Raw genomic sequence first — 25774 nt, 5'->3', positions numbered from 1 at the left:
GAAAGGATGTACGGTGTATGTTTGGTTTTGAGGATTTATGGAAATTCTTTTTGTCGTTCTTTTTACTGTTGCCTATCGTGACATTGATTCATGAGATGGGGCATTACTTTTTTGCCCGATTGTTCGGTGGAAACATGGAGATCAATATTGGTTCCGGAAAATCGTTACTTCGTGTCGGACCGATTCGACTGAATCGTATCTATTTTTGGGATGGGTGGTGTCAATATGAGGCACTACGTCATGAAACGAAATTTGCTAACATTATGGTCTATGCAGGTGGATCGATCGCAAACTTAGTGAGTATCTTAGTCGTCAATGGTCTCATTTATGCTGGTGTGTTCGAGGCATCGATTTTTACGTACCAATTCGCATATTTCTCATTCTATTTCGTCTTTTTCTCACTCTTTCCGATTGATCATCCGAATGGTTATCCGAGTGACGGGAAAGCAATCATTAATGTCTTTCGATACGGTAAATCAGATTATCATCCGCAATCCTAGATTTAAAGTAAAGCCTCTTTCCATCGTTGGATAAGAGGCTTTATTGCTTAAGATTCAGTTTCGTTAGACGGGTCAGTTTCTGTTTTCGCTTGTTCTTGCTCTAATTCGACGAGCTTTTGAATCAAGATATGGCGGGGCATATGCATCAATTGCTCGAGGGGTACGTTCAGACGTTTCGAAAGTTCGACAGCCGTCTCAGCGGATAGTTGTAAAGGTTTCATCCGGTTCATCCTCCTTTTTCCATGAGGTTAGTATAACAGGAGGTGCAAGTCGAGCGCATCAATAGTAGCGAGAAATGAAGAAGGTTGATACCGTATGAAGTAGGAAGTGATGCATATGTATAAACCTGCTGCAGAGCTGTTACTCCATGAATCCGTCTCACTGTTCGATCGAATCGGAGAGGATTTGCTTCTTTTTCGAGATCGCCACGGATTTATGAAATGTGATGCGGATTTAAAACCACTATGGGAAACAGCATGTGCGTATGTTCCATTCTCCTGGTACATTGAGCCAGGCGGTGGACGATTGTTCATCGTATTTGAAGAGTCAGCTTATTTTGGTTTATTAGATTTAGAGCAAGGGCATTTAGAATATATCAAGCGACCTGCTGCTTTTTCCGAGGCATGGTTCAGTAATTTATTCTTGTGGCAAGAAGATGAGATTTTCCTGTACACGGCAGAAACAGATGTCGTCTGCGTAAACGTTCAAACAGGGAACTGGCGGTACTCTGACTATGAAGAGGCACCGTTGTTCGGACGCTTGGTTGAGCGGGGATATGATACACGTTTGACGTTCGAACGATTCATTGCTCCTACTACGATCATCTCCTATGACGACCAAAAGGAACGATACGTCATTTGGGATGCTGCGACGAATGAGGAGTCGATCATTCCCTTTTCGGATTACGCGGAGTATTCGCTCGTTGACCACAGGCACCAATTGTTTTCGATCACCGATTCATCTCGTTTTTACTTGTATGAGAAGAATCAGCTGAAATATAAGTTTGAGGGATGTCATTCCTCCGTTTTACTCAAAAGTGTGTTACTCGATGAAGAGGCACGTCGTCTTGCTATCGTTTCGACGTCCGCGACGTTCGGCAACACATGGGTTCAAATTTTTCAAAAGACGTAATGGAAACATCCTTTTCGCTTTTCAGCAAGAAGGATGTTTTTTGTACGTTTGTTAGAGAAAGGGGACGCATCATGGAACGGCTTGGTCATCTGATTAGTGCGTATTTTCGAGGAGTATTGGTCGTTTGGGCGATCCTGCTCGTCGCGCTCGGTTATTTTGCGTATCAATTACCGGATCGCTTAGAAGGAAACGGATTTACACGTGACGGCGACTTTCAACGCGTCGAGACGACATTAGATAAGGATTTTGATCAGGATCCACACACAATCATCGTTTTATTTGAAGACCAAGAGAATCTACAACAAACGATGGTGCAGCATGTCGAGCGTTTCCGTGATATTAAAGGCGTCGGTAACGTGACTGGACCCGTCGAAAATCCACAAGCGATTCGTGATGATAAGGGATATGTAACGGTCGGTGTACCGAACCTTGATTCGAAATGGGCAGCTGCGGTCACCCGTCAACTGGATGATACCGGGACGATTCGGCTGACCGGTGAACCGGTCGTCGTCGATGATTTGAATACGGCTTCGAAAAATGATTTGATTCGAGCGGAGTTGATCGGTATTCCGGCGGCATTGATCGTTTTATTACTTGTCTTCGGTACACCGATTGCTGCGATTTTACCGTTGATCATGGGGCTTGTTACCTTTGTTTTTGGGGCAGGTGTCCTCTATTTTGTTGCCGGGCAACAAGAGTTATCGATTTTCGTCTTGAATGCAGTCGCGATGATTTCGCTTGCGCTTGGGATTGATTTTTCATTGCTATACGTCAATCGCTTCCGCGAAGAACGTCAGGGTGGGCAAAGTATCCGAGCAGCAGCGATTCGCTCGGTCGAGACGGCAGGGCGCTCGATTTTATTTTCGGGGATTTGTGTGTTCGTCGGACTTGCCGGACTTTTATTGATTGATGTTGATGTCTTCCGGGCTGTCGCGATCGGGACGCTCGTTTCGGTTCTTGGAGCAGTCGTCAGCGCGTTGACGCTCTTACCGGCATTGTTGATCGTCTTCGGAAAAGTGCTAGAGAAAGGACGACTCTTCCGACAGCGTGCAGGGCGTAGTGAAGATCGCTGGCGTCGTCTCGCTCGTTTCGTCATGAAGCGTCCGGTTGCCGTGACCGTGTTATCTCTGTTGCTATTGTTACCTTGTTTACTTCCTCTCCGTGATTTGACGTTGAATATTCCACAAGCAACTGCCTTACCGGAATCGTATCCGTCGCGTCTTGCCTTTGAATCATGGGAGAAAACATTCGGGAACGATGGAACGGATGCTGTTCTTATTTTATCTGCTGATGCTTCCTCAGAGGTGGGACGAGAAAAAATCGAAGATGTGACGATCCGACTCGAGTCGGATCCGGAAGTGCGTTCCGTTGTTTCGGCTGTAACAATCGCCGAGCAGCAACAGGTTCCGCTCGAACAGTTACTCGCTGTTCCTGCCGGGAGCGAAGCCTTGACAGCATTTCTATCAGAGGACGATCAAGCACGGATCGATGTCAATTTAAAAGGGGACCCGGGGGACGCTGCCTCGCAGGACTGGGTGCGAAACATGCAGGCGGATGGTTATCTCGTCGGGGGACCTGCAGCTTTCAATCAAGAAATTTACGACGCCATTGAATCGAAACTTCCCTTAGCAGTCGGTGTCGTCGTCTTGGCAACGTTCATCATTTTGCTGATCGCTTTCCGGTCTATCTTGATCCCAATCAAGGCGATTTTGATGAACTTACTCAGTTTAGGAGCAACATTTGGATTACTCGTTATCTTGTTTGAGTCCGGATGGATTCTTCCACAGGAGACGATTGGCATACTGACACCTGTTTTCATTTTCTCACTCGTTTTCGGTTTATCGATGGACTATGAAGTCTTTCTCGTTTCTCGGATGGAAGAATACTACGACGAGACGGGGGATAACGATTATGCGACCGAGATGGGACTTGCGAAGACAAGTAAGATCATTACGTCTGCTGCTTTAATCATGATCGTCGTCACTGGGGCGTTTGCCTTCACAGGTGTCAGTCCGATCAAACAACTGGGTGTCGGTATCGCACTCGCAATCTTCATTGATGCAACGATCGTCCGGATGTTGCTCGTTCCCGCATTGATGAAGCTCTTTGGTCACTGGAACTGGTGGTGGCCAGGTGGTCGTCGTAAAGTAATCCGTAAGTGACACATTGCGTAAGCACATCAGTAGCTATTCAGAGGAAGACGAGCGTATACTGTCGATATTCAATTCAAGAAATTAGAGGAGGCACTTCACTCATGGCAACTCAAGCAATGTTTGAACCATTTACATTACCAAACGGTGTGACGCTGAAAAACCGCGTCTTAATGGCACCGATGACGAACTATGCAGCGCAAGAAAACGGCGAAGTATCCGATGCTGAACTCGCGTATTACGCAGAACGTTCAGGTGGCGTCAGTGCAGTCATTACAGCATGTGCGAATGTTACAGCAGACGGTCAAGGATTCCCGAATGAATTCGGCGCGCACCGTGACGATCTCGTTCCAAGTCTGAAGCGACTTGCAAAAACGATTCAAGACAAAGGCGCAAAAGCAATCTTGCAAATCTTCCATGCTGGTCGTATGGCACCACCGGAACTCGTTGGTGGACAAACGGTCAGTGCTAGTGCTGTCGCACCAGTACGTGAGGGGGCAATGACGCCACGTGCGCTAGAAGCTGAGGAAGTCGAAGCGATCATCGAAGCATTCGGTCAAGCAACACGTCGTGCGATGGAAGCTGGATTTGATGGTGTTGAGATTCATGGTGCAAACACGTACTTGATTCAACAGTTCTTCTCTCCACACTCAAACCGTCGTGAAGATAAATGGGGCGGTAGCTTAGAGAAACGTCTTGCGTTCCCACTAGCTGTTGTCGATGCAGTCGAAGCCGTCGCAAAACAAGATCCTTCGTTCATCGTCGGATACCGATTCTCTCCAGAAGAGATCGAAAATCCAGGAATCACACTCGATGATACGATGCGTCTCGTCGATGAATTAGCGAAAAAAGACCTCGATTACTTGCACGTTTCAGTAATGGACTTCTTCGCAGGTTCGATTCGTGATGAAAACGAAAAAACTTCACCAATTACACTCGTTCAAGAGCGTGTTGGCGAACAAGTACCTGTCATTGGTGTCGGTTCGCTTCACACAGCGGACGAAGTCGAACAAGGCTTGACTGTCGTGCCGATGATCGCTCTCGGTCGTGAACTCATCATGGAACCGAAGTGGGTTGAAAAAGTCGAAGCGGGTGACCTTGCGTCAATCCGGACAGAACTTGATCCAGAAGCACAAGCCGAACTTGTCGTTCCGGATGCTTTATGGAAAGGCATCACAAGTCGTCCAGGCTGGTTCCCAATTAAACAAACAAGTAAATAATAGACTGTCATGAGAAACACTCCGGACTTAATTGTCTGGAGTGTTTTTGGTTTAGTAAGCCACCTGTCCCATGCGAACGCCACAAAACGTATGCAAAGTGACCGGATCCTGTAGATTCGTTCGTTCCAACATATCGTTTAAGAGTAAGGCGCAGACATAAGCATCCTCTTTTGCATCGTGGTGTTGAAAAGAAACATTGAGGAATTCTGCCATCGTATTCAATCGATGATTCGGTAACCACGGATACAGTTTACGGGATAATTTGACCGTGCAGCCATACGTAAAAGCGGGCATCTGGTACATATCGTATTTTTGAATCGCTTTTTGGAGCGCTCCCATATCAAATGAGGCATTGTGGGCAACGACGAGCTGAGCACCTGCAATCAATTCATATAAACCATGTGCTTCCATCGCTTCCGGTAACGTCGGTGCATCGAAGACATCGCTCGGACGAATCCCGTGGACACGAATGTTTCCAGCATCGAAGTTTTCTTCCGGGTTAATCAAAACCTGTTTACTCTCTATGACTCGACCGTTCGAGAGGACGGACCAACCAAACGCACAAATGCTCCGGCTGTTGCGGTTTGCCGTTTCGAAGTCAATCGCTAATGTATACATCAAGCAGGCTCCTTCCTGTCATTCACTAGTAACAGAATACATGTTCGTATTCTAGAAGTCTATCAAAAAAGATCATCTGCAGGGCAGACGACCTCAAGTGAATCACGTTCATTTTGCTTTTGCGACCTTTTGTTCCTCTTCGACGTACTCTTCCGGTTTGAATAAAAGAATCCGATCTTTATAGGCAAAGACGAGTGCCGTCAAGACAGCCATAGCGTCAGCAATCGGGAAGGCGAACCAGACACCATTGACACCGAAAAATACTGGCAAGATCAAGACGAGTGGAATCGTATAGAGCGTTTGACGCGACAAGGACAGGAATAAAGCGACTTTTGCTTTCGCAAGCGATTGGTACATCCCATTGATGATCATTTGAATCCCGTAGACGAATGATAAAGCGAATAAGATTCGCATCGCGCTTGAGCCTTCCTGTAGAAGTGTCGCTTCTTCCGTGAACAAGCCGACCCAAAAACGAGGGAAGAGCTGAATGAGTAACCATAAGCTGATCGATAACGTTAAGCCATAGCGGATCGCCAGTTTGATAGCAAGCGACATCCGGCTGAATTGTCGAGAACCAAAATTGTACCCGACGATTGGCTGCATCCCTTGCACGATCCCCATGATTGGCATACCGACGAGCGCCATGAACTTATTGATGACCGCAAACGTCGCGAGTTCTGTCGTACCGCCGTACCGAACGAGCATATGGTTGACGGTGATGAATAGAACGGATTGCGATACTTGCATGATGAATGAGGATGATCCGATTTGCATCATCCGAAACGTTAATCGAAAATCGGGTTTGAAGGCATTTCGATCGAGTGTTAATCCCGTTTGTCGACGTTTCGTAAAGAAGAAGCGGAAAACGAGCAGAGCACCGACGATTTGCGCGATGACCGTCCCGAGCGCGGCTCCTTGAATGCCCCAATCGAGACCAAAGATGAATAGTGGTGTCAGGACGATGTTGATCGCAACTGTCGTTAGCATGACGCGCATCTGATAGTTCGCTCGCCCTTCTGCCCGTAACATCGCACTCGACGCCATCGTCAACATGAAGAAGGGAGATCCGAGTAGCAGGACGCGTAAGAAATCGATACTATACGGCATGATTTCATCCGTCGCACCAAAGAGACGTAGCAGTGGTTCGACGAAGATGAAAGCACTGATGATGGCGAGCATGCTGATGAAGAAGACAGCCATCAAGACGTTGGCATAGGCACGACTGGCACCATCCGTCTGTTTTTGACCGAGCCGTTGCGACGCGATGGCAGCGCCACCGATCCCGATTGAGTTTGCGATTGCCATCAGGACGAGTTGAACGGGGAACGCGATCCCGACAGCAGCAACCGCGGCCGTACCGATTCCTTGGGCGACGAAAATCGTATCAATGATATTGTAAAGTGCCGTGACGAGCATCCCGACCATCGCCGGTAAGGAGAGACTAAGTAAGAGCTGATTGACAGGTGCTTCACCCAAACGGGCAGTGTTTTTATTCATGGAAGGAGAGCCTCCTTTTTTAGACAAGTGGTAAGTAGGGTTTTACTCAGAGTAGTCGCTTCTATGACGAGATGCAAGAAATCACTCTAATCAATGTGTTCGTTCCATAAAAAAAGGATGCGCAAAGGAGCGCATCCGATGGAACTCGTTTTAAGATGGTGTAGGCAAGTACCCCTTCGAGTACTCAAAAGCAATGAATAAAATCGCGCCAAGCGCCAAGTAGGCGAGTAGCGTGATCGTTTGTTGTTTTTTCGGCATCTGGTGATACTGGACGGACTCTTCAGCGAGACGGAGTGGTTCGATTCGTTGGTCGATTCGTCGCAACAACGCATCGTAATCGTTTGCGGCGTCATATTGATACCGTAACAGATCATCCGCTTCATGACGCGCTTCTTCTGGACTCGCTTGTCGGAGATCTTGTAAATCGAGACGAAGTGACCAAGCGATTGGATCGTACGTACTCTCGATGGGTTGTTCTTCCTCACCTTCGAGTTCCGGAGCAAGTGCGACTTCAGCGTTTGCACGTTCTTGCTCCGCCTTTGCGTGTAAGACGCGTTCGCGTGCAGCACGGTATAACATCAAGGTCGAGCGGTTCTCTTCATATTGTTTCGCGAACTTATACCGTTTCCAGACAGCGCTACCGCCGAAGAAAGCGATCAAGAGTAGAATCAGGCTGAAGTTCGTGATGCCGTAAGCAATCAGGGCAGCAAGACCGGCGACCCAGACGATGATCGGTAAACCGGCAAGGATCCGTCCACCGTCAAGTGGACTGACTGGGAGTAGGTTGAAGAGATTCAACAAGGCTCCGAGATGGAAGATGACGAGCCAGAAGTCATTTCCTGTCACAGCGTATCCGATTGCAAGTGGAATTAAGGACACGAGACCAGCAAGTGGTCCACCGTATGCGAGAATCGCTTCTTGTTTTGGCGTCCGGAACGTATCTTTGATCCCGATCACAGCTCCCATGAAGGGAACGAAGATTGCTGGTCCCGTTTTAAAACCGAGTCGTTTAGCTGCAAGTAGATGTCCCATCTCGTGAATGAACAAGAGATAAAGTAAACCGACGCCAAACCAGACACCGAATACTTGAGCGTAAAAGAGCAGAGACACTCCAAACGAAATCAGAGTACCTCCAAACTTTGAAAACTTCAATAAGGCAAGGATGACCTTTCCTTTCGTTAAGAGAAAGGCGCCTGCAACAGCAAGTCCACCCCAACGTTTTTTAGCCATCGTGAATTTCCTTCTTTCATCATGTGACGTTCTTCCTTAAGTGTACGACATAGATGAAGAAAAAGTTTCATTTGGACTGTTCTGGAATGAGGTAGAAACAGCTTCCATCCGATCGACGCGCTTCACTGCCAACTTGAAAATGGTGGGTCGTCGCTAGCGCAGCAGCAATCGACAATCCGAGTCCACTTCCTGAACGGTCGCGTGCTGCGTCGAGTCGGTAAAACCGATCGAATAACCGGGCGCGTTCTTCGTCCGTTAGAGACGTCCCGCGGTCGAGAACAGCCAGTCGTTCCTTACGCAGATGCAATTCTGGAGAAGTCGCATATTTCAGAGCGTTATCGATATAAATCGTCAAAATACGTAACACGGCCTCGCGATTTGCTCGGATCGTTCCAGAGGCATCAACAGGAATGATCGTCCCTGTCGCGTGATACATGCGATCAGCAAGTTCGCTCCCAAGCTCGGCTAAGTCAATCACTTCAACAGATGTCTCTTCATAACCGAGACGAGACAGTTCGAGCATGGGCTCGATCAAGGTCGTTCGCATCGCGTGTGTCTCCTGTAAGATATTTTCAATCGATTCATCAAGGACATCCGGCTTCGTTTTGCCCCATCGCTTCAACAATTGAGCATATCCTTCAATGACGGTTAGCGGTGTCTTCATCTCATGTGAGACATCGGCGACGAATTGGCGTTGCTGTTCCATCGTCTGATCGACACGTCCAATCATCTGATTAAAGACACGTCCGAGGCGACCGATCTCATCATCGCGTTCGGTCTGCACGGTCTCAAGCGTACCGGAAGACGAAATCCGTTGCATCGTATCATTCAGTTGCCTGAGCGGGCGGAGCGTCTGATAAGCAATCCAGAAGCTGCTGATGAAAGCAATAAGGATTCCAACGATTAACACGATGGTGAAGGTTAAGATGAGTGTCGAGACCGTATCATCGACGCCCTCATCTTCGAACAAATAAGCTTGGTCCTGATAAACGATCCCGAACCAATCGCCGGACTTGAATGGTTCATTCGAACGCGGGATACCGGGGAGATCACTTGCACGGACATCCCCATTGATGCTAGACGAGTCATCGTCATCTTCGTCATTTGAAATGACCCAGCGTCCATCTTCATTCGATAAGACGACGGAATCCTCATGAAGCGTCAGCAATGCCCGGACTGATGAATCATCCTCCATTAATTCCTCTGCCTGTTCAAGCTGAGTATAACGGGATTCAATCAGATGATTACGCACGACAAGGGTGACAACGACAAAGGAGAGTACTAATAACAGTGTCGTAAAAGCGGTGACGGATAAGGCGAGTTTTGTTCGAAGCTTCATGGGTTCGCCTCCCGTAGCACATAACCAACACCCCGAACGGTCTGGATTAGAGCAGGAGGATGGGCATCGACTTTTTTTCGAAGATACCGGATGTAGACGTCGACGATATTTGTTTCGCCAAAATAATCGTACCCCCAGACGCGGTTTAAGATTTGTTCGCGTGTCAGGACATGTTCTTTGTTTTCGAGTAAATACGTCAGGAGTTCGAACTCACGTGGTGTCAAATCGAGTCGCAGTTCGTTTCGAAATGCTTCATGTCGATCAAGATCGATTACAAGATCGGCGAACTGTAACGTGCGCGATGAGTTTGCAGTTGAAGTCGGAGTGCGTAGTAACGCACGGATTCGAGCAAGTAGTTCTTCCATTTCGAACGGTTTCGTCACGTAATCATTCGCACCGAGATCGAGTCCCGCGACCTTATCGTAGACTTCCCCACGTGCTGTTAGCATAATGACGGGGACGTGAATGCCTTTTCCACGGAGCCTGCGCAACACCTCGAAGCCGCTAAGCTCCGGCATCATCACGTCGAGTAAGACGAGATCAACCGAATGCTCAGCGGCAGCGAGACCATCTTTTCCGTTGGGAGCGACACGTGTCGCGTACCCGGCATATTGGAGTTCGAGTTCAAGGAGGCGTGCGATTTTCACATCGTCCTCAACGATTAAGATGGTGGTTGGCATAAACATCCTCCTTTAATGATCATTCATCGATTTCTGTCACTTCGTCTGACGCGTTCAACTCTAGTTTAACGGAACCGCCGACTCGGATGTCATCATCTTGTTCCATGTTCGATGCACGAGAGTATGACTTTTGCGCACCATTTTGTTCGATGACGATCTCTTGGCTTGTAATCTTAGCGAGCGTACCTCGGACTTCTTGCTCCCGTGTATCATCACGGTCTTCGTCGCGTGCATCATCACGATCCTGATCGTCATTATCCTCCCGGTCGATTTCACGGACTTGACCGTCACCATTCAATTCAATTTTCACGATATCTCCAGATTTAGCAGCATCACGTTCCGCACGATCAGCAATCGCGTAAACTGTTTCCTGTCCATCTTGTTCAAGTGTCAATTCACTTTGAGAGAGGGCACGAAGAACACCATAGCGTTCGCTCGCATCGTCTGATGAATCATCTGAGCGATTGCCATCGTCATCTCGGTCATTACGATCATCTTGATCTTCTCGTTCAAGTTCCGTAATTTGCTGATTCGCATTCAGATCGATTTTGACCCAATCGCCTTCTTGCACGGCTTCGCGTTCTACTGATGAAGCAAAGTCATACGTCTGAGTGTCACCGTTGACATCGATCGTCATCGAGCGATCCGATAGTTTCTGCAATGTGCCTTCGATTTCCTGATCGTCACGCATTGAAGCTGGGAGCTTTTGCTCGACTTGGCGCGAAGCGGCTTCGACTTTCTGCTCCGCCTGCTGTGAAGTGGTGACCGTTGAGTTGACGAGAGAGTGTCCTGGACCTGTGAAGAGTAGGAATGCACCGGCTCCTGTTAAGACCGTACCCGTTACGGCAAGTGTTGCAATTCCTTTTTTAAAGCGTTTATTCCCTTTATCTGTTCGTTTTTCAGTCATGATGTTTTCCTCCTTTAGTAGTGGCTGTTGTTCTTATACATAGAATAACCAGACTACGTGAAAGGAAGCTGAGGAATAGATTAGAATTTGATGAGAATTAGATTGTTTTGATGACTCGTGCTGGATTTCCACCGACGACACTGTTTGCTGGTACATCTTTGACGACGACACTGCCTGAAGCAATGACAGCATTATCTCCGATTGTAACACCAGGATTGATGACGGCACGTCCGCCAATCCAGACGTTATTGCCGATGACGACTGGTTTTCCGAATTCATAACCACTGTTGCGCTCGACAGGATCGAGTGGGTGAGTCGCAGTATAAATATGTACCCCTGGAGCGAGCATGCAGTTGTCGCCAATCGTAATCGGACAAATATCGAGGAAGACACAGTCATAATTAGCATAAAAACGAGTACCTAACGTGATGTTATAGCCATAGTCACATTTAAAGGTTGGTTCGATGTAAAAGTCAGCTTGCTCCGTCTGGAACAACTGCTTGAGAAGTGCCTTTCGTTTAGCACCATCATGGACGCTCAATTGATTGAACTCATGGCAGAGCGATTGTGCCCGGATGCGGTCAGCCACGAGTTCTGGATCTTGTGCTAAGTAGAGTTCTCCTTGAATCATCTTTTCTTTTTCAGTCATCTGATTCACTCCTTCATCATTATTACTTTCATTAGACTAAATGGTCCTCCGTGATGCAACTGATATCCCGTTAAGATGTACATAAACGGGACAAACTCAAAAAAAGAAGTACTCTTCTCACGCCCTTTCCTCAGGCGAGACACAAGCCAGTTTTCCTGCTTCTTTCAAGCAGAAAATCGGGTCTTGTTTGTCTCTGACAGCGCAAAAATGCGCTTTTTCCTGTAGGAGTGGCGTATAACGAGTACTTCTTTTTTACGAAATCAGGGTGGCAGATGATCATTCTGCCACCCTGATCTTAGTAGAGACGGACTTTTGAGTCATCCCCGTCAATATTTGATCCTTATGCTAATTCGATACCGCCAGTGACACCGTAAATTTGGGCTGTGACATAGCTCGCAGCGTCTGAAGCGAGGAAGACATAGACATCTGATAATTCGACCGGTTGACCACTACGTTTCAGTGGTGTTTCCTGTCCGAACTCTGGAATATTCTCGCTTGGCTGACCGCCCGAGATTTGAAGTGGTGTCCAAATCGGACCAGGTGCGACGGAGTTGACACGGATTCCTTTTGGCGCGACTTGCTTAGCGAGTCCACGCGTAAACCCGTTGATGGCGAACTTCGTCGACGCATAATCCAAGAGGTTCGCACTTGGGTTGTATCCTTGGACGGATGTCGTCGTGATGATCGAAGCTCCTTCCTTCAAGAGTGGCAAGGCTGCTTTAACGACCCAGAAGAGGGAGAAGACATTGATTTCATATGTTTTGCGCAATTGTTCCGTCGACAGATCGAGAATGTCTTCGACAGCTTGTTGTTTACCAGCGACAAGTGCCAAAATATCGATTCCACCGAGTGATTCGTGCGCTTCTTTGACGAGTTGCTGACAGAACGCTTCATCACTTAGGTCACCAGGTAAAAGATATGCTTTTTGTCCCGCTGCTTCAACGAGTGCTTTGACTTCTTCTGCATCCTGTTGTTCTTCCGGTAAGTAGTTGAGGACGATGTCAGCCCCTTCACGAGCATAGGCGATCGCTGCTGCTCGGCCGATGCCGGAGTCGCCACCCGTAATCAGTGCTTTTTTACCAATCAATTTGCCTGAGCCTTTATAACTCTCTTCTCCACAATCGGGAACAGGTTCCATTTTTGCTTGAACCGCTGGTGCGTCCTGATATTGTTTTGGGAAATCGTCATTGAAGTATTGTGTTAACGGATTTTTCGATGCAGCCATGTAAACATTCCTCCTGAAAGTTGGTTTTGGTATAGGGTGTATGTTCCCTCAACAAGTCGGATTAAACGTTTCTGATGGTAGTAAATTTGGAAATTGATGGTTTACACTAGAAAAAGAGGAGTGTGAAGAAGATGATTGCTGGATTGTATGAAGCTCATTTACCGGTCAAAGAACTCGAACGATCGATTGTCTTTTATGAAAAATTGGGTCTTGCATGTGCTTTCCAAAATGAACGTGTCGCTTTCTTTTGGATTGAGCACGGTAAGAGTTGGTTAGGTTTATGGAAAGCTGGTCAAGTCGAGTTACCGTATCATCCGTCGATTCGACATATTGCGTTTCGAATGGAGCAAGACGACATCAAAAAGGCACAGGATTGGTTGGAGGAGAGAGGGATTGAAGTTCGATCTGCGTTTGGTGTAGCGGCCGCCGATCAACCGCTCGTTCTCGATAATCATCCACATGCACACGCGGCGATCTACTTTGAGGATCCGGATGGCAATTCGCTCGAGTTGATTGCACCGTTACGGTTTGACATGGAAATAGTGAATGGCACGATGCCGTACCATGACTGGCAAGAAGTATACGAAAAATGAACGAGAATATATGAAAACAAGCAACGGGTCCCGTTGCTTGTTTTCGTGATCTGATGCATTTAGACGCGAGCTGATTGGCGTTCGTTCATTGCTTGCAGAGCTGCTTGGTTCAGCAAGTTCCACGGTTTGTTGTAGTGCGGTTGGAAGAAGAAATCGACGAAAGCGAGTTCTTCAAGTGTCATGTCATTTTGAATCGCGACAGACAGTGTATTCATCGCCTGTGTCAAATCGACTTTAGAGATGATTTGTGCACCGACGACACGATGTGTTGCTGTCTCAAAGACGAGTTTTAATTGGACGTCTTCTGCTGTTGGCATGAACTCTGGGCGATACGCATCCGTAACTGTCGTGCTGCTCACTTCAAGTCCGAACAATGGTGCTGCTTCTTCTGTCAAACCAGTCGACGCGATGTTTAAGTCATATAAGCGAAGACCGGATGTGCCTTGTGTTCCTTGGTAACGAATTTTAGGTGCGCGTAAGTTTTTTCCGATGAGCGTACCCATCCGGACAGCATTTGTTGCAAGTGGAATATAGGCATGTGTCCGAGCTGGGTTGTAATAGACGGCACAGCTGTCACCAGCAGCAAAGATGTTCGGGTTGCTCGTCCGCATATAATCGTCAACGATGATCGCGCCGTTCGGTAGCATATCGACCTGTCCTTTTAGGAGTTCCGTACTTGGACGGAAACCGACACAAAGAATGACGAGGTCTGTTTCGAACGTTCCTTTGTCCGTGACGACGTGTGTGACAGCACCGTTTTCTCCTTTGAAGCTTTGGACGGTTTGTCCGAGTTCGAGACGAATGCCGCGATCTGTTAATTCCTGTTCAATGACGTCAGTGAACGAGCGGTCGAGGTATTTGTTGAGAATGCGATCCGCGCTATCGATGAACGTGACGTCTTTTCCGTATGCTTCAAACGCTTCAACCAGTTCAGCACCGATATAGCCTGCACCAACGACTGTGATGCGCTCTGCATCTGTCGCTTTTTCAATGATCGTTTGGGCGTGATGATAGTTTTTACAGAGCTCGATCTGATTCAACTCAATGCCAGGAAGCATCGGAATGATTGGCCATGATCCTGTTGTCATGATGAGTTTATCGTACGTATCGTGAACGACTTCACCAGTCATGAGGTTTTTCGCAACGATCGTTTGACGTTCACTATCGATTTCAAGTACATCATGTTTTAGGCGCATCTCTGCTCCGAGTTCAGCAAGTTCACTTGGTGACGAGTAGAATAGCGATTCCGCATGTTTGACGACACCACCGACGTGAAGTGCGATCCCACAAGAGAGAAACGATACATTGTCATTCCGCTCATAAACGGTGATCTCGACATCTTGTTGTGAAGCGAGTTCTTTGACTGCTGCTGTTCCTGCGTGTGTACATCCGATGACTGCTACTTTCATGGGTAAAGTCTCCTTTGTGTTTTGTTTGTGATAAATATCACATTCATTTGATATACTTAGTGTAATCCTTCACAAGGTTGTTTTCAAGTAGTTTGTTCAATGTTGAGCATAACCTTGTCTAAATTGTGAATGAGTGAGCAAAACTGTTTGGATTATGTGAAGAATGCGTAAAACTGTTTTAGTTACTGAAATTCGGGTTATAATGAAAATAGATTTTTAATGAAGGGGTGGAAACCGATGGATACCGAGAGGACCAATCATCTATTTAGCTTACCTGATTTTTAGCAGTACCGGTCAAAACGAACAAGACGGTAATGGCTTATAAAAATCAGGGAGAGCGAAAATAGATGAATACCCAAACGGGACGTATAAAACCTCTCCCACGATGTAAACGGGAGAGGACAATAAAACATGAAACGAATCGCAACCATCTTAACCGGAACGCTGATTATGGCGTTCGGTTACTACACATTGAATGAACAGTTCGGATTAGCAGAAGGCGGCTTTATTGGATTATCGCTGCTCGGTCGATACTTTTTTGATATCAATCCTTCAATCTCGATGATTGTGCTTGATATTCCATTCTTCATTGGTGCCTTGTACTTCAAAGGCAAGCGCTTCGTCAGTGAAGCGTTACTTTCAGCAGGTGCGTTATCACTCTTTTACGAGATGTGGCATCGACTCGATTTGTTCCACTTTCCAGAACAAGCTTGGCCAGCGACACTCATCGCAGCAATCGCTAGCGGAATCGTGACCGGATATGGTCTCGGACTTGTTTTGAAAAGTGGAGCAGCGACAGGTGGAGACGATCTACTGTCGATGGGACTCAGTAAACTGACAGGTCTATCGATCGGGACGATTTTGTTCGGACTCGACGCCATCGTGTTAGTCATTTCACTTGTTTATCTGCCACTTAGCTTGACGTTATACACGTTACTGGCCGTAGCGATTGCCGGTCGTGTCGTTGCTGTCATGACACGGGAACCTGTTATCGTACCGGTACCTGTCGCGCAAAAAGTCACGCAGTAAAACAAATGGAAGTCTAAAAAAATTAAGTATCGGATTCGACATTGTCGAGTCCGATTTTTCAGGTTCATTGATTAGAAAATAAGTTCAAAGGAGAATAACGATATGATTCGACAAGCAGATGCTTCAGAAGCAAAACAGATTGCTCCCTTAATTGAACAAGCGATTCATGAAATCGCTGAGACGCTGACGGGGACGACGGAAAAAGAAGAGGTTCTAGAAAGACTCGCCTATTTCGTTTCCCAAACCGGAAACCGACTCAGTCATGAAAATATCCTCGTGAAAATCATCGAGGGTGAAGTAGCGGGCATCGTGATTGCGTATGCTGGGACAGAAGCGAAACAACTCGACGAACCAATTAAAGAACAATTGAAACTGTGGACGGGGCAAGATGTCCAGATCGACGTCGAGACGGAGGGACCGGTCTATTACTTGGATACACTATCTGTTGACGCGCGTCATGGTGGTAAAGGAATTGGAACGGAATTGTTGCAGGCAGCAGCGGAAGAAGGAGAAAAACGAGGACTACAAGCATTCACCTTAAACGCTGATCAAACGAACGGAGGAGCGCAGCGACTGTATCGCCGTCTCGGCTTCGAACCGGTAAGAACAATCGAAATCAGCGGTGGCACCTTTGATTATATGGAACGTCGTTATGATACTCAGAAATAAAAGAACCATGTCGATTTCCCCGGAGTCATTCGGGAGTCGACATGGTTTTTCGTTTGTATATAGTGATGCAATCAAGGTGCTATTAACTGATATAGCCTCGCTTTTGCATCTTCCGGTTCGTATCGGGAATCACTCGTAAAGCGGACGACCTGTTTGACTTTAGGTCGAACACCTTGAGCATAAAGACGCTCGAGTAATCGACCAGTTACGTAACTCTGGTCGGATTTTGGTTCTGCATTCCATTTACTGACGGAACCGATCGGAACGATTGAAGCATTTGGTCGTTCAGACTCGAATTGGCGAGCTTCCTCATCCGTGAAGACGGTTGCTCCTGGTGAAAGGGTCGTCACGTAACGCGCTAGTTCAATCGTTGCTGGCGGACGCGTTGCTTGTTCGTTCAACGCTAAACTACCGATTGTTAACTGAACGACTAAAAACGGCAGGTACATTCGTAACGGAAGCTGACGGATCGACCAGACGAGAAACAGGAGCACGAGCGGTAAGACATGACGGGGCTTATCAATATTTTGTCCGAGCCAAACCCAGATGAAATAGAGTCCAGCCGTCGTCCCCCAAGCGAGATCGATCGTCCAACGTTTGCGTAAGAACAGCATCATCCCGGACACCAACCCAATCCACGTGCCATAGCCGATGCCATGCCAGACGAGTTGCTGAAGCGTCTTGACGAATCGTTGGAAAAACGAGGCGTCATCAGTCTGAGCAGAACCACCCCAGTCGGAAAAATGACCACTGACGAAGCGAAGCGAGAGCTGAAGAAACGAGTAAGGACCGCCAACGGAGAAGGCGACCGGGAGCAACCAAGCGAGTTGTGCAAGTAGAAGCAGCGCACACTCGGATAAGAGTTGCCAATAATCCTTTCGCACTTGCCACAGTAGGACGAGGAGCATGAAACCAAACGGCGCATAGGACAAGCGCGTCGCCATCAGTAAACCGAATAAGAGATACGGGAGCCAGCGGCGAATCTTATGCCGTGCGCGTTCGATGCTCCAGCCGTACCAGACGAGTAATCCAAGGGCGAGTCCATCCGACATCCCTGTCGCAGCGAACGTAACGAGTGAGGCAGTAGAGAGAACGGTAAAGGCAGCAATCAACCGAGTCGTATCATAGGCATGACGACGAAAGAGCGAGTAGAGTGGCAACAGGGCACTTGCTAGTCCAAGTGTAGAAACGAGACCGAGCGCTTTGATAGCTGTCGTCAGTGGAAGAAAAAGATTCGCCAATAAAATGAAGAATGGATAGCCCGGGAAGTGCGGGCGTAAATCTGCTAAATCATAATCGGTCACAGCTAGCGTAAAGTTCGCGATATCGTAGCTCGCGATGAACGGACTGACATACAAAATCCGTAAACCGATCCAGCCACCGATGAACAGAAGGGTGATCCAAAAAAGCGATCGTCCACGCGGACGTGAACGATCGCTTCGAACGGTCAAGAAACCTCCTGTAAGGACTTCGATGACTTCGATGGTTTGTTTTGGCGGAGTAACATCCAACCAGCAAAGGCGAAGTAGCCCCACCAAGCGACGACTTGTTCAAGAGATGGATTATGACTATATCCGAACATCGCGCCCATGAACGTTCCGATTTGTCCACTGATCAACGTCGAATTGCCGGTATCGCGCAGGTATTGTACCTGATCGATGTAATGCTCCGGCATGAAGCCGACGATGTTATAGACAGCAGCTGGAGTGCCGTCAGCATTCATCAGGAGACTACCGAGCAAACCAAGATCTTGGAATCGTCCAATCGTTTGGACGAGCATGCCTGCAGCGATGAATAGGATCAGTACACCGGTCACTTGGAAGAAGCGTTTGACTGGGATTTTCATTGATCCTGAGACGAATAAGTATCCGAAAATCAACGCGAGTAAGAGACCGGAAACCGCACCGTAACTTGTCAGGACTTTCTCGATTTCCCCACCTGAGATGGCAGCGAAGAAAAAGACTGTTTCGATTCCTTCTCGAACGATGACGAGAAACGAGTGGATGATCATCGTAATCGCACTACCTGTTGAGACAGCAGCGGCGACTTTCGCTTGGGAAGCTTTTTGATTCTCTTTCGCTTCCTTACCCATCCACAGCACCATGTGCGTCAAGAGAAGGACAGAGACCATCATGATACCGAGACGAAGATACGTATCACTTCCGAAGCTTGCAAAGCTCGTGAAGACGACTTGGAACAAGAACGCGACACCGAGACTGGCAAGAAGCGCTAGTCCAACACCGGCATAGACCCATTTCTTATATTGCGGGGCGTTCAATCGATCGAGATAACCTAAGATCAAACCGACGATCAGAACAGCCTCGAGACACTCCCGAAGCGTAATCAAAAACGCTTGAAAATCCATCTGTCTTCCTCCTTATGAGCGACGTTTCTTCTTCCATTGACCGATGACGACGATGACGATGAGTACGACGACAAGTCCGAGCGCAATCAGCTTCCAGATCGCGTCTGTTCCGAACGTTTGACCGAGGAAAGAGTCCTCTTCCGTAAAGACGCCTGTTTTTTCTTCACCCGGCAGGACGAAGAGCGGTGTTAATGTATCTTCGATCATCGTAATGTTTTTCTTGAAGGATTCTTCATCACTCGCTTTTTTCCCGACACCAAACAGTCCAGGATTTCCGAGTGCCTTTAATGATTCATCAAATGCAGTATACACATCATCGGATGTCTTTGCATCCTTGCTTTCCTTGACGTATGGTGCGAGCACATCATACGTGCCACGAGCTTTCGCGAGTAAGAGTTTCGCTTGCCCGAAATCTTCGAACTGCTCTTCAGCAAAGTGCAGGCGGCGTTCGATATTTTGGCGAAGAGCGACGCGGTATGCTTGTTTAGCAGCCTCGGCATCTTCTTGTTCAAGAGCCGTGTCGATCTTCGCTTTCGCTTCAGGGAAATACAGTTTGAACTCTTTATCATAGGCGGCAAGTGTTTCTTTCGCAAGCGCGTAATCTTTAGCATCGAGCTGTTCTTCAAATTGTTTGTACGCTTCCGCAAAAGCTTCCTTTCCGGGGTCTCCGTAACTATAAGCGGAGACAGAAGGGCTACCTACGAAAAGGGAGAGCAAGAGTAGCGGTAGCAAAAGAAGGCGTTTCATCCGAGATGCTCCTTTCGTTCAGTGCGTTCTTCGACGCTGAGTTGAGTGATAGGACGTCGCCACTCCCGGTAAATCGCCGGGAGAACACGTTGGACATAATTCAAACGGATAAAGGACTTTCCGGCTTCTCGGACTCGATAACGAATCGGGACTTCGTGAAGGCGGAACCCTTTTCGAACGAGATTGAGGGTCAATACTTGTGCATAGTTATAATCATGAATAATCTCAGCATGGTGACACGCTGCGCGTGAAAACGCCCGCATCCCACTTTGACCGTCATGAATTCTGCGTTTCAGCAATAGACACTGTAACCATGTGAAGACATGATTGCCAATATAGCGATAGAGTCGCATCCCGTCAACGGTACCGAGGAAACGAGAACCGAACACGTAATCGGCTTGATCGTTTAGGATTGGTCGAACGATATCCGGGATTTGATCAGCAGGGTACTCATTATCGGCATCGATCATGACGGCAACATCAGCTCCGAGTTCGTGCGATTGGCGGAGTCCTTCGCGGACAGCAGCGCCGAGACCTTGATTCTGCTCGAACCGATAGACATGTGCACCGTGTTGGCGTGCGATCGCACTCGTTGCATCCGTCGAACCGTCGTCGATGACGAGGGTCTCGACTGGTATACCGTCAATCATATCGGGAATTCGTTTCAAGACGAGCGGTAGCGACACTTCTTCATTGTGTGCCGGTAAAAAGACGATGATCTTCATTTAGATGTCGCCTCCTTGAACGCTTCCGTCAACAAGACGCCACGGCTATCGTGCGGGATGTCTGCCCCTAGTACTTTTGTGATCGTTGGTCCGAGTGACAAGATATGGCGGTGCGTATCGACTTTTAGACCGGCGTGCACATTCTTGCCATACATCCAGAAGGGAACGAATCGTTCGCCCTCATCTAAGTGACCGTGTCCACCGATTCCGTCCGCTTGACCATGATCCGCCATGACGATGAGTGTTGCATCATCGAGTTTACCGAGACGATCGAGTTCTTCACAAAACTCAGCAAGGAGCGCATCTGCTTCTTCTATTTTTTGAACATACTCGGAATAGAGTGTTCCCCGACTGTGTCCCGTTTGGTCCGTTCCGATCAACTGGATTGCGAGCAGATCAGGGTCTTCTTCGTGGACGATTTGTTTGGCACGTTCCACGATATTTCGGTCAGCAACATCGTTATGCATGACTGCTGTGACGGTCCGTACGTCGGTTGAACCGAACGCATCGACGAGATGGGCGATACCGAGAATCTTCCCGGATTTATCGACGGCACGAAGACGATCGAAGACAGTGTCTGTTTTGACGCCTGTCGTGTTCCAAACCATGTTCGAATGAATACCGTGATCTTCCGGTCGAGCACCTGTGAACATCGAGCTGAAGCAGACGACGGTCCGGGCAGGGTAGACGGTTTCCATGTTCGTATATTCCGTTCCTTCCTGACGCAATCGTTCGAGGAACGGTGTGTTTGCTGCCATGTAGCGATCTTTGCGCATCCCGTCGACGATCAGGACGTACACTTTTTCTGAAGTCGGAAGATCAGCATCGACCGTCATTGCCTCGGGCAACTTCGGTTTCCAGTCAAAGAGATAATGATGCAAAATCCAAGCAAAGATGAATAGACCAATCGGAAACCAGACGAACGTCATGTCGAGCGACGAAGCGTCACTTGCTGTCCACCAGTACATAAGCAATAGGGCAACTTTCGGGAGCTGCTCTTGTGCGTTACCGCTCGTTGAATCACTATTTTTTAGAACGAGTTTCCAAAAACGCGTGAAGTTCGTCCAGCGTGTTCCGATTCGGAGATGATAGTAGATCGTTCCCCAGAAAAAGATCGTGAAGAAGAAATAGAGACCCGCACCATAGGCGAATAAAGGCAAATAATCAGCATTCGTACCGCGAAGGAACAGCCAAACGATAACCGGGATCCAAAGGTAATTTCGTAAAAATAACGGAAAGTCATAACGCCAAAGCAAGATAAATAAAGGAAGCGTCACGATGAAACCAAGACCAGCTTCTGCGAGTGGCATCTGCGTCCATAAGGCGTACGTCAAGAAGACGCCGATCGTAAAAATGGGTGTGAAGGGTTTTCCTTCATTGAGTAAGTTCCAGGCGCGTGCTGCGACTTTTTCAAAGCGAGAAGCACTTTTCATCGTCTTCCTCCTTTCCAATCAGTGTATTTGAGCTGACGAACCAACAACCGAAGCGTAGCCGGATGCCGAATGAGAATGTACAGCGGGATAAGAAAAGCAAAGGCATATTTAAAGAAATGCGTCATCAAGGCAACATCGTACGCATGGGCAACACCGGCTTGTCGTAACACGGTACCCATCGCGAGTTCGTACGTACCAAGTCCACCCGGCGTGAACTGAATCACACCAGACAGGACACCGGCACTCATCGCAATCAATGTCGTCGGAAACGAAACATCGACAGCTGCTCCATGCAAGAGGAAGAACACGGCGAGTGCCTCGATTCCCCAAGCGAGTGTTCCGAACAGAACGAGCGATGGGAGGTGCAGGACATGTCGGCGTAGCACGAGCAACAATCCGCTCGCAAGCACAGCGAAGAGCAAGACGATTGGATGAAACAACCAGCCGATCAGAATGAAGGTACACAGAACAATCAAGTCAATACTTCGTTGTAAGACGAAGATGGCACTTGTCTGTTTCCATGGACTTCCGACGGCTCTCGCCGTCACGAGTCGGATCATCTCACCGAGTTTGACCGGTGAAAGGTGATTGATCGTCAGTCCGAGATACAGACTTGATAGATAAACAGCTGTTGGTGCACGTTTTGAGTCGGCGCGACGCCAGGCGACCGCGCGTAAATAAAAGGCGATCGCGTATGTCAAGGTCGCAAGGATCGTCCAGGGACTCTTGAACAGAGCTTCGATATACCGATACGAGACCGGTAACTCCAGGAAAAAACGAAGGAGCAAAAAGATGACGAGCCCGGTAAGCGTCAGATACAGAAGCGTTCGGATCAGCGATTTTGATGCCACGCGATCACCTGCTCCAGTCCAACATCGATCTCGATTGACGGTTGGTAACCGAATGCTTCCCGTGCCGCTGTCGTATCACTCCATGTCATCGTCACGTCTCCGCGTCGTGCAGTTTGAGTCTGCACGGGCACATCAAACCGTTGACCGATCCGTTCAGCTAGAGTGCGGACGGAGACCGGCTGATTCGCGCCGAGGTTATACGTCCCTACTGCACGAGCCAGCAACGCCTGTTCCATTCCACGGGTGATGTCATCGATATACGTGAAGTCACGGATCGGATCACCGAAGACGGTGAGTGCCTCTCCGCGTAATGCCTGTTCGATGAATCGAAACAGCGCCATATCAGGACGACCCGAAGGACCATAGACCGTAAAGAAGCGAAACAGCGTCACGTTTACATCATATAAATGAGCATAAGCATGACAAAAGCTTTCGGCACTATACTTGGCTGCCGCATAAGGGCTGGAGACGTGTCCCGTTGCCTGATCTTCTTTCAGCGGACCAGTCTGTTCCCCGTAAACGGAAGAAGAAGACGCGAAAAAGACATGCGGCATGCCATGTCTTTTTGCGGCTTCTAACAAGGTCACCGTCATATCGATGTCCTCACGAATATAGTGATGCGGTTCCTCGAGCGAACGCGGAACACCTGGAAGAGCTGCGAGATGAAAGACGGCGTCGAACGATGTCTCCATCCAGGCGTCGAGATCGTGATGAACGTCACCTGTCGTAACGATAACGCCGGCACGCCTTAATGCAGCTGCTCGTTCTTCTTTCAGTTGAACATCATAGTAGTCCGTGAAAGCATCAAGAACATGGACGGTATGCTGTTGCTGAAGCCGGAGGGCGAGGGCGGCGCCAATGAAGCCGGCACCTCCCGTAATTCCGATATTCATCTTATCCCTCCGTTTCCATTTTCCTTCTTAATTAAGTGGTTCGAGTGCGTCGGTGATCCGTTCGCCTGTCGTTTCAGCCTTGACGTCACCTTTTTCGACGAGTGCGAACCATTCGTTTGCGTCTTTTGCGACTTGCGCTGCTTTTTCTTTACCGAGACGGTTCTCAAGCGTCGGTTTCATCGCGACGACGAACATGTTCGCTTCCATTGCTTCTACGCGTGCTGTATCGACGTCTTTCTTCTCGATCGCTTCTTGTGCCTCTTCATGATAACCGTCGACTTTTTCTGTTAATGCTTTTGCGAATAGACCTTCGATTTCTTTGTAAGAGACGTCAGCCGGTTTTGTTTTTGAGAAATCATAACGTTCTTTTAACGTTTTGACAGCCTCTTCGTCTCCGCCTGCTAATGATTCTTCGATCGCGAGGAGGAAACCGTATCCTTCTGCTTGTTCCATCTGTAATTCTTTTTCGTCCGTACCAGCTTTGACGCCATCCTCGATTTTTTGAGCATAACCGAGTGCAGCTAAATAGAAGGAACGGTAAATCGATTTATCCGTCACTTGTTTCGCAACGTTGAAGTCACCGATTTCTTTCGCGTCGATTGCTTCTTGTTGAGCTGCAAGACCTGATGTGATTGCTTGAGCGATTGCGTCTTCATTTTTAAAGCCGTAGCTCGCGTCACGTTTCTCAGCTGTTGGGATGAAGACGGTCTTTGCCATCGCTTCGATGTCCTTGAGTGCTTCCGTTGCCGCTTCCGGTTTACCAGCGACAAGTGCTTCTTCAGCTTTTGCTTGTGTTGCTTTTTGTAATTTATAGAAGTAGGATTGTAGACCTTTATCGACAAGTTGACGAGCGATGTTCTCATCGAGATCCTTCGCTTCAACGCCTGCTAAAGCAGACTGGATAACTTGTTCGATTTCTGGTGCTGTCGTCTCGACGCCACCTTTTAGTTTCGATTCATAACTTGTCTTGACCATCTTCCAATCAATTGCTTGTCCTTCTTTTGCTTTATCGAGTTCTGTTTTGATTGAGCTGAAGATCGTCAATTCATCTGTCAGTGTCGTTGCAGCGATCCCCGCATCTGCTGATTTTGTTTCTGTTGACTGTTCCGTTTTCTCTTTTTTCGGTGCAGTCGTATCCGTTTCATTCGAACCGCAGGCAGCCAAGATACCGGCTACCATGAAGATAGAAGCTACTTTTAAACGCTTTTTCATAATCGTGATTCCCCCAGAAGAATTAATAAGACGTTTCCGTCATGTAGTCGTTTTCACAAATCTAACTATAGCGAGAATAATTCTCATTGTCAATTGAACTTTAAAGAAAAAAACGGCTTTGGAGCAGGGCTCCAAAGCCGTTCGGAAAGGAAAAATCAGAACTGTTCATACAGTTTTGTCAAATACGTGTAGACTTCGTCTGATGCTTGGAACATCATGACAGAATGTCCGAAGATCGCAGCTGGGTTAAATCCGTGATCGAGGTCGATTGTCGATGCGATCGTGACATCACGGTCGCTGTCGAGAACGACGCGGAAGTATTTGAATTCTTGGTTGAAATCGTTGATTGCGTTAAGAATCGGAAGATCCTCGACACCGTCTGGTACGTGTGTCACGGTACGAGCGAACAATTCGACATCCGTCGTTGTCTTACTGAAGACGATCATCATCATCGGTTCTGCTCCAGCAGGTGTTTTTTCTTGTGTCATGAAGAAGACGTGTGTCTCATTTTCACGAGCTTCCATCGGGATACCTTTTTCAACGAGGAAAGCTTGGAAAGTTTCCAAGTGTTGTTGCTGTTGCGGTGCAATTCCTTGTTCGTTTGTTTCGGGTTGACGATCTTGGTGAATCGGTGTCACTTTATTATTCTCGTTTGATTCGTTCGAGTTACGTTCCTGGTCCATTGCAAAATCCCCCTTTATA

At 47.9% G+C, this 25774-nt stretch carries 26 protein-coding genes; 7 read left to right on the top strand and 19 right to left on the bottom strand.

Annotation, left to right across the window (positions count from 1 at the left end):
- Positions 1-17: 17 nt before the first annotated feature.
- Entirely contained in the window at positions 18-500 is a 483-nt protein-coding gene (locus tag K6T22_RS15525) for a site-2 protease family protein (protein WP_023469669.1), read from the top strand.
- A gap of 47 nt (positions 501-547) precedes the next feature.
- On the opposite strand, the gene K6T22_RS15520 is transcribed toward K6T22_RS15525, so the two are convergent.
- Positions 548-721 (bottom strand): YycC family protein, encoded by a 174-nt coding sequence (locus tag K6T22_RS15520; protein ID WP_238238132.1) that lies wholly within the window; start codon positions 719-721, stop codon positions 548-550.
- 115 nt (positions 722-836) lie between these two features.
- Between K6T22_RS15520 and K6T22_RS15515 the strand changes: the two genes are divergently transcribed.
- The 3 genes from K6T22_RS15515 to K6T22_RS15505 all read left to right on the top strand — a co-directional run bounded on the left by K6T22_RS15515 (position 837) and on the right by K6T22_RS15505 (position 5001).
- Entirely contained in the window at positions 837-1631 is a 795-nt protein-coding gene (locus K6T22_RS15515; RefSeq protein WP_238238131.1) for a hypothetical protein, read from the top strand.
- A gap of 71 nt (positions 1632-1702) precedes the next feature.
- Complete coding sequence (locus K6T22_RS15510) at positions 1703-3793, top strand: MMPL family transporter (protein ID WP_238238130.1); 2091 nt, start codon at positions 1703-1705, stop codon at positions 3791-3793.
- Between the two features lie 92 nt (positions 3794-3885).
- Positions 3886-5001, top strand: a complete 1116-nt coding sequence (locus K6T22_RS15505; RefSeq protein ID WP_238238129.1) for an NADH-dependent flavin oxidoreductase — start codon at positions 3886-3888, stop codon at positions 4999-5001.
- A gap of 51 nt (positions 5002-5052) precedes the next feature.
- Here K6T22_RS15505 and K6T22_RS15500 read toward each other — a convergent pair whose 3' ends face one another.
- The 8 genes from K6T22_RS15500 to K6T22_RS15465 form a co-directional block, all read right to left on the bottom strand.
- Complete coding sequence (locus K6T22_RS15500; protein WP_238238127.1) at positions 5053-5619, bottom strand: 3'-5' exonuclease; 567 nt, start codon at positions 5617-5619, stop codon at positions 5053-5055.
- A 108-nt stretch (positions 5620-5727) separates the two neighbouring features.
- Positions 5728-7116 carry an MATE family efflux transporter gene (locus tag K6T22_RS15495; RefSeq protein WP_238238125.1) on the bottom strand — a complete coding sequence of 463 codons (1389 nt, stop codon included), beginning with the start codon at positions 7114-7116 and terminating at the stop codon, positions 5728-5730.
- Between the two features lie 150 nt (positions 7117-7266).
- Complete coding sequence (locus K6T22_RS15490) at positions 7267-8346, bottom strand: site-2 protease family protein (protein WP_238238123.1); 1080 nt, start codon at positions 8344-8346, stop codon at positions 7267-7269.
- Between the two features lie 67 nt (positions 8347-8413).
- Positions 8414-9685: a sensor histidine kinase gene (locus K6T22_RS15485; RefSeq protein WP_238238122.1), complete on the bottom strand. Its 1272-nt coding sequence runs from the start codon at positions 9683-9685 to the stop codon at positions 8414-8416.
- A complete protein-coding gene (locus tag K6T22_RS15480) occupies positions 9682-10365 on the bottom strand; it encodes a response regulator transcription factor (protein WP_238238121.1) in 684 nt (227 codons plus the stop codon). The genes K6T22_RS15485 and K6T22_RS15480 overlap by 4 nt, the downstream gene beginning before the upstream one ends.
- A gap of 19 nt (positions 10366-10384) precedes the next feature.
- Positions 10385-11272 carry a hypothetical protein gene (locus K6T22_RS15475; protein ID WP_238238120.1) on the bottom strand — a complete coding sequence of 296 codons (888 nt, stop codon included), beginning with the start codon at positions 11270-11272 and terminating at the stop codon, positions 10385-10387.
- A gap of 97 nt (positions 11273-11369) precedes the next feature.
- On the bottom strand, positions 11370-11921 hold the full coding sequence (locus tag K6T22_RS15470) for a maltose acetyltransferase domain-containing protein (protein WP_238238119.1): 552 nt from the start codon (positions 11919-11921) through the stop codon (positions 11370-11372).
- A 340-nt stretch (positions 11922-12261) separates the two neighbouring features.
- Positions 12262-13146: an SDR family oxidoreductase gene (locus tag K6T22_RS15465; RefSeq protein WP_238238118.1), complete on the bottom strand. Its 885-nt coding sequence runs from the start codon at positions 13144-13146 to the stop codon at positions 12262-12264.
- Between the two features lie 131 nt (positions 13147-13277).
- Here K6T22_RS15465 and K6T22_RS15460 point away from each other — a divergent pair, with 131 nt between their 5' ends.
- The gene (locus K6T22_RS15460; protein WP_238238117.1) at positions 13278-13739 is read left to right on the top strand and encodes a VOC family protein; all 462 of its coding nucleotides are present in this window, start codon (positions 13278-13280) and stop codon (positions 13737-13739) included.
- A gap of 59 nt (positions 13740-13798) precedes the next feature.
- On the opposite strand, the gene K6T22_RS15455 is transcribed toward K6T22_RS15460, so the two are convergent.
- Positions 13799-15148 (bottom strand): FAD-dependent oxidoreductase, encoded by a 1350-nt coding sequence (locus K6T22_RS15455; protein WP_238238116.1) that lies wholly within the window; start codon positions 15146-15148, stop codon positions 13799-13801.
- A gap of 411 nt (positions 15149-15559) precedes the next feature.
- On the opposite strand from K6T22_RS15455, the gene K6T22_RS15450 reads away from it, so the two are divergent.
- Positions 15560-16177, top strand: a complete 618-nt coding sequence (locus K6T22_RS15450) for a YitT family protein (RefSeq protein ID WP_238238115.1) — start codon at positions 15560-15562, stop codon at positions 16175-16177.
- A 102-nt stretch (positions 16178-16279) separates the two neighbouring features.
- A complete protein-coding gene (locus K6T22_RS15445; RefSeq protein WP_238238114.1) occupies positions 16280-16846 on the top strand; it encodes a GNAT family N-acetyltransferase in 567 nt (188 codons plus the stop codon).
- Positions 16847-16917: 71 nt separating this feature from the next.
- Here K6T22_RS15445 and K6T22_RS15440 read toward each other — a convergent pair whose 3' ends face one another.
- The 9 genes from K6T22_RS15440 to K6T22_RS15400 form a co-directional block, all read right to left on the bottom strand.
- Complete coding sequence (locus K6T22_RS15440; RefSeq protein ID WP_238238111.1) at positions 16918-18297, bottom strand: hypothetical protein; 1380 nt, start codon at positions 18295-18297, stop codon at positions 16918-16920.
- Entirely contained in the window at positions 18294-19211 is a 918-nt protein-coding gene (locus tag K6T22_RS15435) for an FTR1 family iron permease (RefSeq protein ID WP_029342865.1), read from the bottom strand. The genes K6T22_RS15440 and K6T22_RS15435 overlap by 4 nt, the downstream gene beginning before the upstream one ends.
- A 12-nt stretch (positions 19212-19223) precedes the next feature.
- A complete protein-coding gene (locus tag K6T22_RS15430) occupies positions 19224-19958 on the bottom strand; it encodes a hypothetical protein (RefSeq protein WP_238238110.1) in 735 nt (244 codons plus the stop codon).
- Positions 19955-20683: a glycosyltransferase family 2 protein gene (locus tag K6T22_RS15425; RefSeq protein ID WP_238238109.1), complete on the bottom strand. Its 729-nt coding sequence runs from the start codon at positions 20681-20683 to the stop codon at positions 19955-19957. Before K6T22_RS15425 ends, K6T22_RS15430 begins: the two co-directional genes overlap by 4 nt.
- Positions 20680-22116 (bottom strand): alkaline phosphatase family protein, encoded by a 1437-nt coding sequence (locus K6T22_RS15420; RefSeq protein WP_238238107.1) that lies wholly within the window; start codon positions 22114-22116, stop codon positions 20680-20682. Before K6T22_RS15420 ends, K6T22_RS15425 begins: the two co-directional genes overlap by 4 nt.
- On the bottom strand, positions 22113-22967 hold the full coding sequence (locus tag K6T22_RS15415) for a lysylphosphatidylglycerol synthase domain-containing protein (protein ID WP_238238106.1): 855 nt from the start codon (positions 22965-22967) through the stop codon (positions 22113-22115). Before K6T22_RS15415 ends, K6T22_RS15420 begins: the two co-directional genes overlap by 4 nt.
- The gene (locus K6T22_RS15410; protein WP_238238105.1) at positions 22949-23860 is read right to left on the bottom strand and encodes an NAD-dependent epimerase/dehydratase family protein; all 912 of its coding nucleotides are present in this window, start codon (positions 23858-23860) and stop codon (positions 22949-22951) included. Before K6T22_RS15410 ends, K6T22_RS15415 begins: the two co-directional genes overlap by 19 nt.
- 27 nt (positions 23861-23887) lie before the next feature.
- Positions 23888-25072 (bottom strand): hypothetical protein, encoded by a 1185-nt coding sequence (locus K6T22_RS15405; RefSeq protein WP_238238103.1) that lies wholly within the window; start codon positions 25070-25072, stop codon positions 23888-23890.
- Positions 25073-25227: 155 nt separating this feature from the next.
- Positions 25228-25755, bottom strand: a complete 528-nt coding sequence (locus tag K6T22_RS15400; protein ID WP_238238101.1) for a type III secretion system chaperone family protein — start codon at positions 25753-25755, stop codon at positions 25228-25230.
- Positions 25756-25774: the final 19 nt, after the last annotated feature.

Origin of the sequence: Exiguobacterium acetylicum (assembly GCF_022170825.1) — a bacterium.
Taxonomy (GTDB): domain Bacteria; phylum Bacillota; class Bacilli; order Exiguobacteriales; family Exiguobacteriaceae; genus Exiguobacterium_A; species Exiguobacterium_A acetylicum_B.
The sequence above is the reverse complement of the archived record's forward strand: the minus strand, read 5'-3'. Positions and strand labels throughout refer to the sequence as shown.

Excerpts from the sequence above, each read along its gene's own strand:
- K6T22_RS15490 (WP_238238123.1), bottom strand. The coding sequence starts at position 8,346 with ATGGCTAAAAAACGTTGGGGTGGACTTGCTGTTGCAGGCGCCTTTCTC.
- K6T22_RS15430 (WP_238238110.1), bottom strand. The coding sequence starts at position 19,958 with ATGAAACGCCTTCTTTTGCTACCGCTACTCTTGCTCTCCCTTTTCGTA.
- K6T22_RS15475 (WP_238238120.1), bottom strand. The coding sequence starts at position 11,272 with ATGACTGAAAAACGAACAGATAAAGGGAATAAACGCTTTAAAAAAGGA.
- K6T22_RS15405 (WP_238238103.1), bottom strand. The coding sequence starts at position 25,072 with ATGAAAAAGCGTTTAAAAGTAGCTTCTATCTTCATGGTAGCCGGTATC.
- K6T22_RS15450 (WP_238238115.1), top strand. The coding sequence starts at position 15,560 with ATGAAACGAATCGCAACCATCTTAACCGGAACGCTGATTATGGCGTTC.
- K6T22_RS15480 (WP_238238121.1), bottom strand. The coding sequence starts at position 10,365 with ATGCCAACCACCATCTTAATCGTTGAGGACGATGTGAAAATCGCACGC.
- K6T22_RS15465 (WP_238238118.1), bottom strand. The coding sequence starts at position 13,146 with ATGGCTGCATCGAAAAATCCGTTAACACAATACTTCAATGACGATTTC.
- K6T22_RS15410 (WP_238238105.1), bottom strand. The coding sequence starts at position 23,860 with ATGAATATCGGAATTACGGGAGGTGCCGGCTTCATTGGCGCCGCCCTC.
- K6T22_RS15400 (WP_238238101.1), bottom strand. The coding sequence starts at position 25,755 with ATGGACCAGGAACGTAACTCGAACGAATCAAACGAGAATAATAAAGTG.
- K6T22_RS15425 (WP_238238109.1), bottom strand. The coding sequence starts at position 20,683 with ATGAAGATCATCGTCTTTTTACCGGCACACAATGAAGAAGTGTCGCTA.
- K6T22_RS15445 (WP_238238114.1), top strand. The coding sequence starts at position 16,280 with ATGATTCGACAAGCAGATGCTTCAGAAGCAAAACAGATTGCTCCCTTA.
- K6T22_RS15510 (WP_238238130.1), top strand. The coding sequence starts at position 1,703 with ATGGAACGGCTTGGTCATCTGATTAGTGCGTATTTTCGAGGAGTATTG.
- K6T22_RS15515 (WP_238238131.1), top strand. The coding sequence starts at position 837 with ATGTATAAACCTGCTGCAGAGCTGTTACTCCATGAATCCGTCTCACTG.
- K6T22_RS15470 (WP_238238119.1), bottom strand. The coding sequence starts at position 11,921 with ATGACTGAAAAAGAAAAGATGATTCAAGGAGAACTCTACTTAGCACAA.
- K6T22_RS15460 (WP_238238117.1), top strand. The coding sequence starts at position 13,278 with ATGATTGCTGGATTGTATGAAGCTCATTTACCGGTCAAAGAACTCGAA.
- K6T22_RS15485 (WP_238238122.1), bottom strand. The coding sequence starts at position 9,685 with ATGAAGCTTCGAACAAAACTCGCCTTATCCGTCACCGCTTTTACGACA.
- K6T22_RS15455 (WP_238238116.1), bottom strand. The coding sequence starts at position 15,148 with ATGAAAGTAGCAGTCATCGGATGTACACACGCAGGAACAGCAGCAGTC.
- K6T22_RS15495 (WP_238238125.1), bottom strand. The coding sequence starts at position 7,116 with ATGAATAAAAACACTGCCCGTTTGGGTGAAGCACCTGTCAATCAGCTC.
- K6T22_RS15505 (WP_238238129.1), top strand. The coding sequence starts at position 3,886 with ATGGCAACTCAAGCAATGTTTGAACCATTTACATTACCAAACGGTGTG.
- K6T22_RS15435 (WP_029342865.1), bottom strand. The coding sequence starts at position 19,211 with ATGGATTTTCAAGCGTTTTTGATTACGCTTCGGGAGTGTCTCGAGGCT.
- K6T22_RS15520 (WP_238238132.1), bottom strand. The coding sequence starts at position 721 with ATGAAACCTTTACAACTATCCGCTGAGACGGCTGTCGAACTTTCGAAA.
- K6T22_RS15525 (WP_023469669.1), top strand. The coding sequence starts at position 18 with ATGTTTGGTTTTGAGGATTTATGGAAATTCTTTTTGTCGTTCTTTTTA.
- K6T22_RS15420 (WP_238238107.1), bottom strand. The coding sequence starts at position 22,116 with ATGAAAAGTGCTTCTCGCTTTGAAAAAGTCGCAGCACGCGCCTGGAAC.
- K6T22_RS15500 (WP_238238127.1), bottom strand. The coding sequence starts at position 5,619 with ATGTATACATTAGCGATTGACTTCGAAACGGCAAACCGCAACAGCCGG.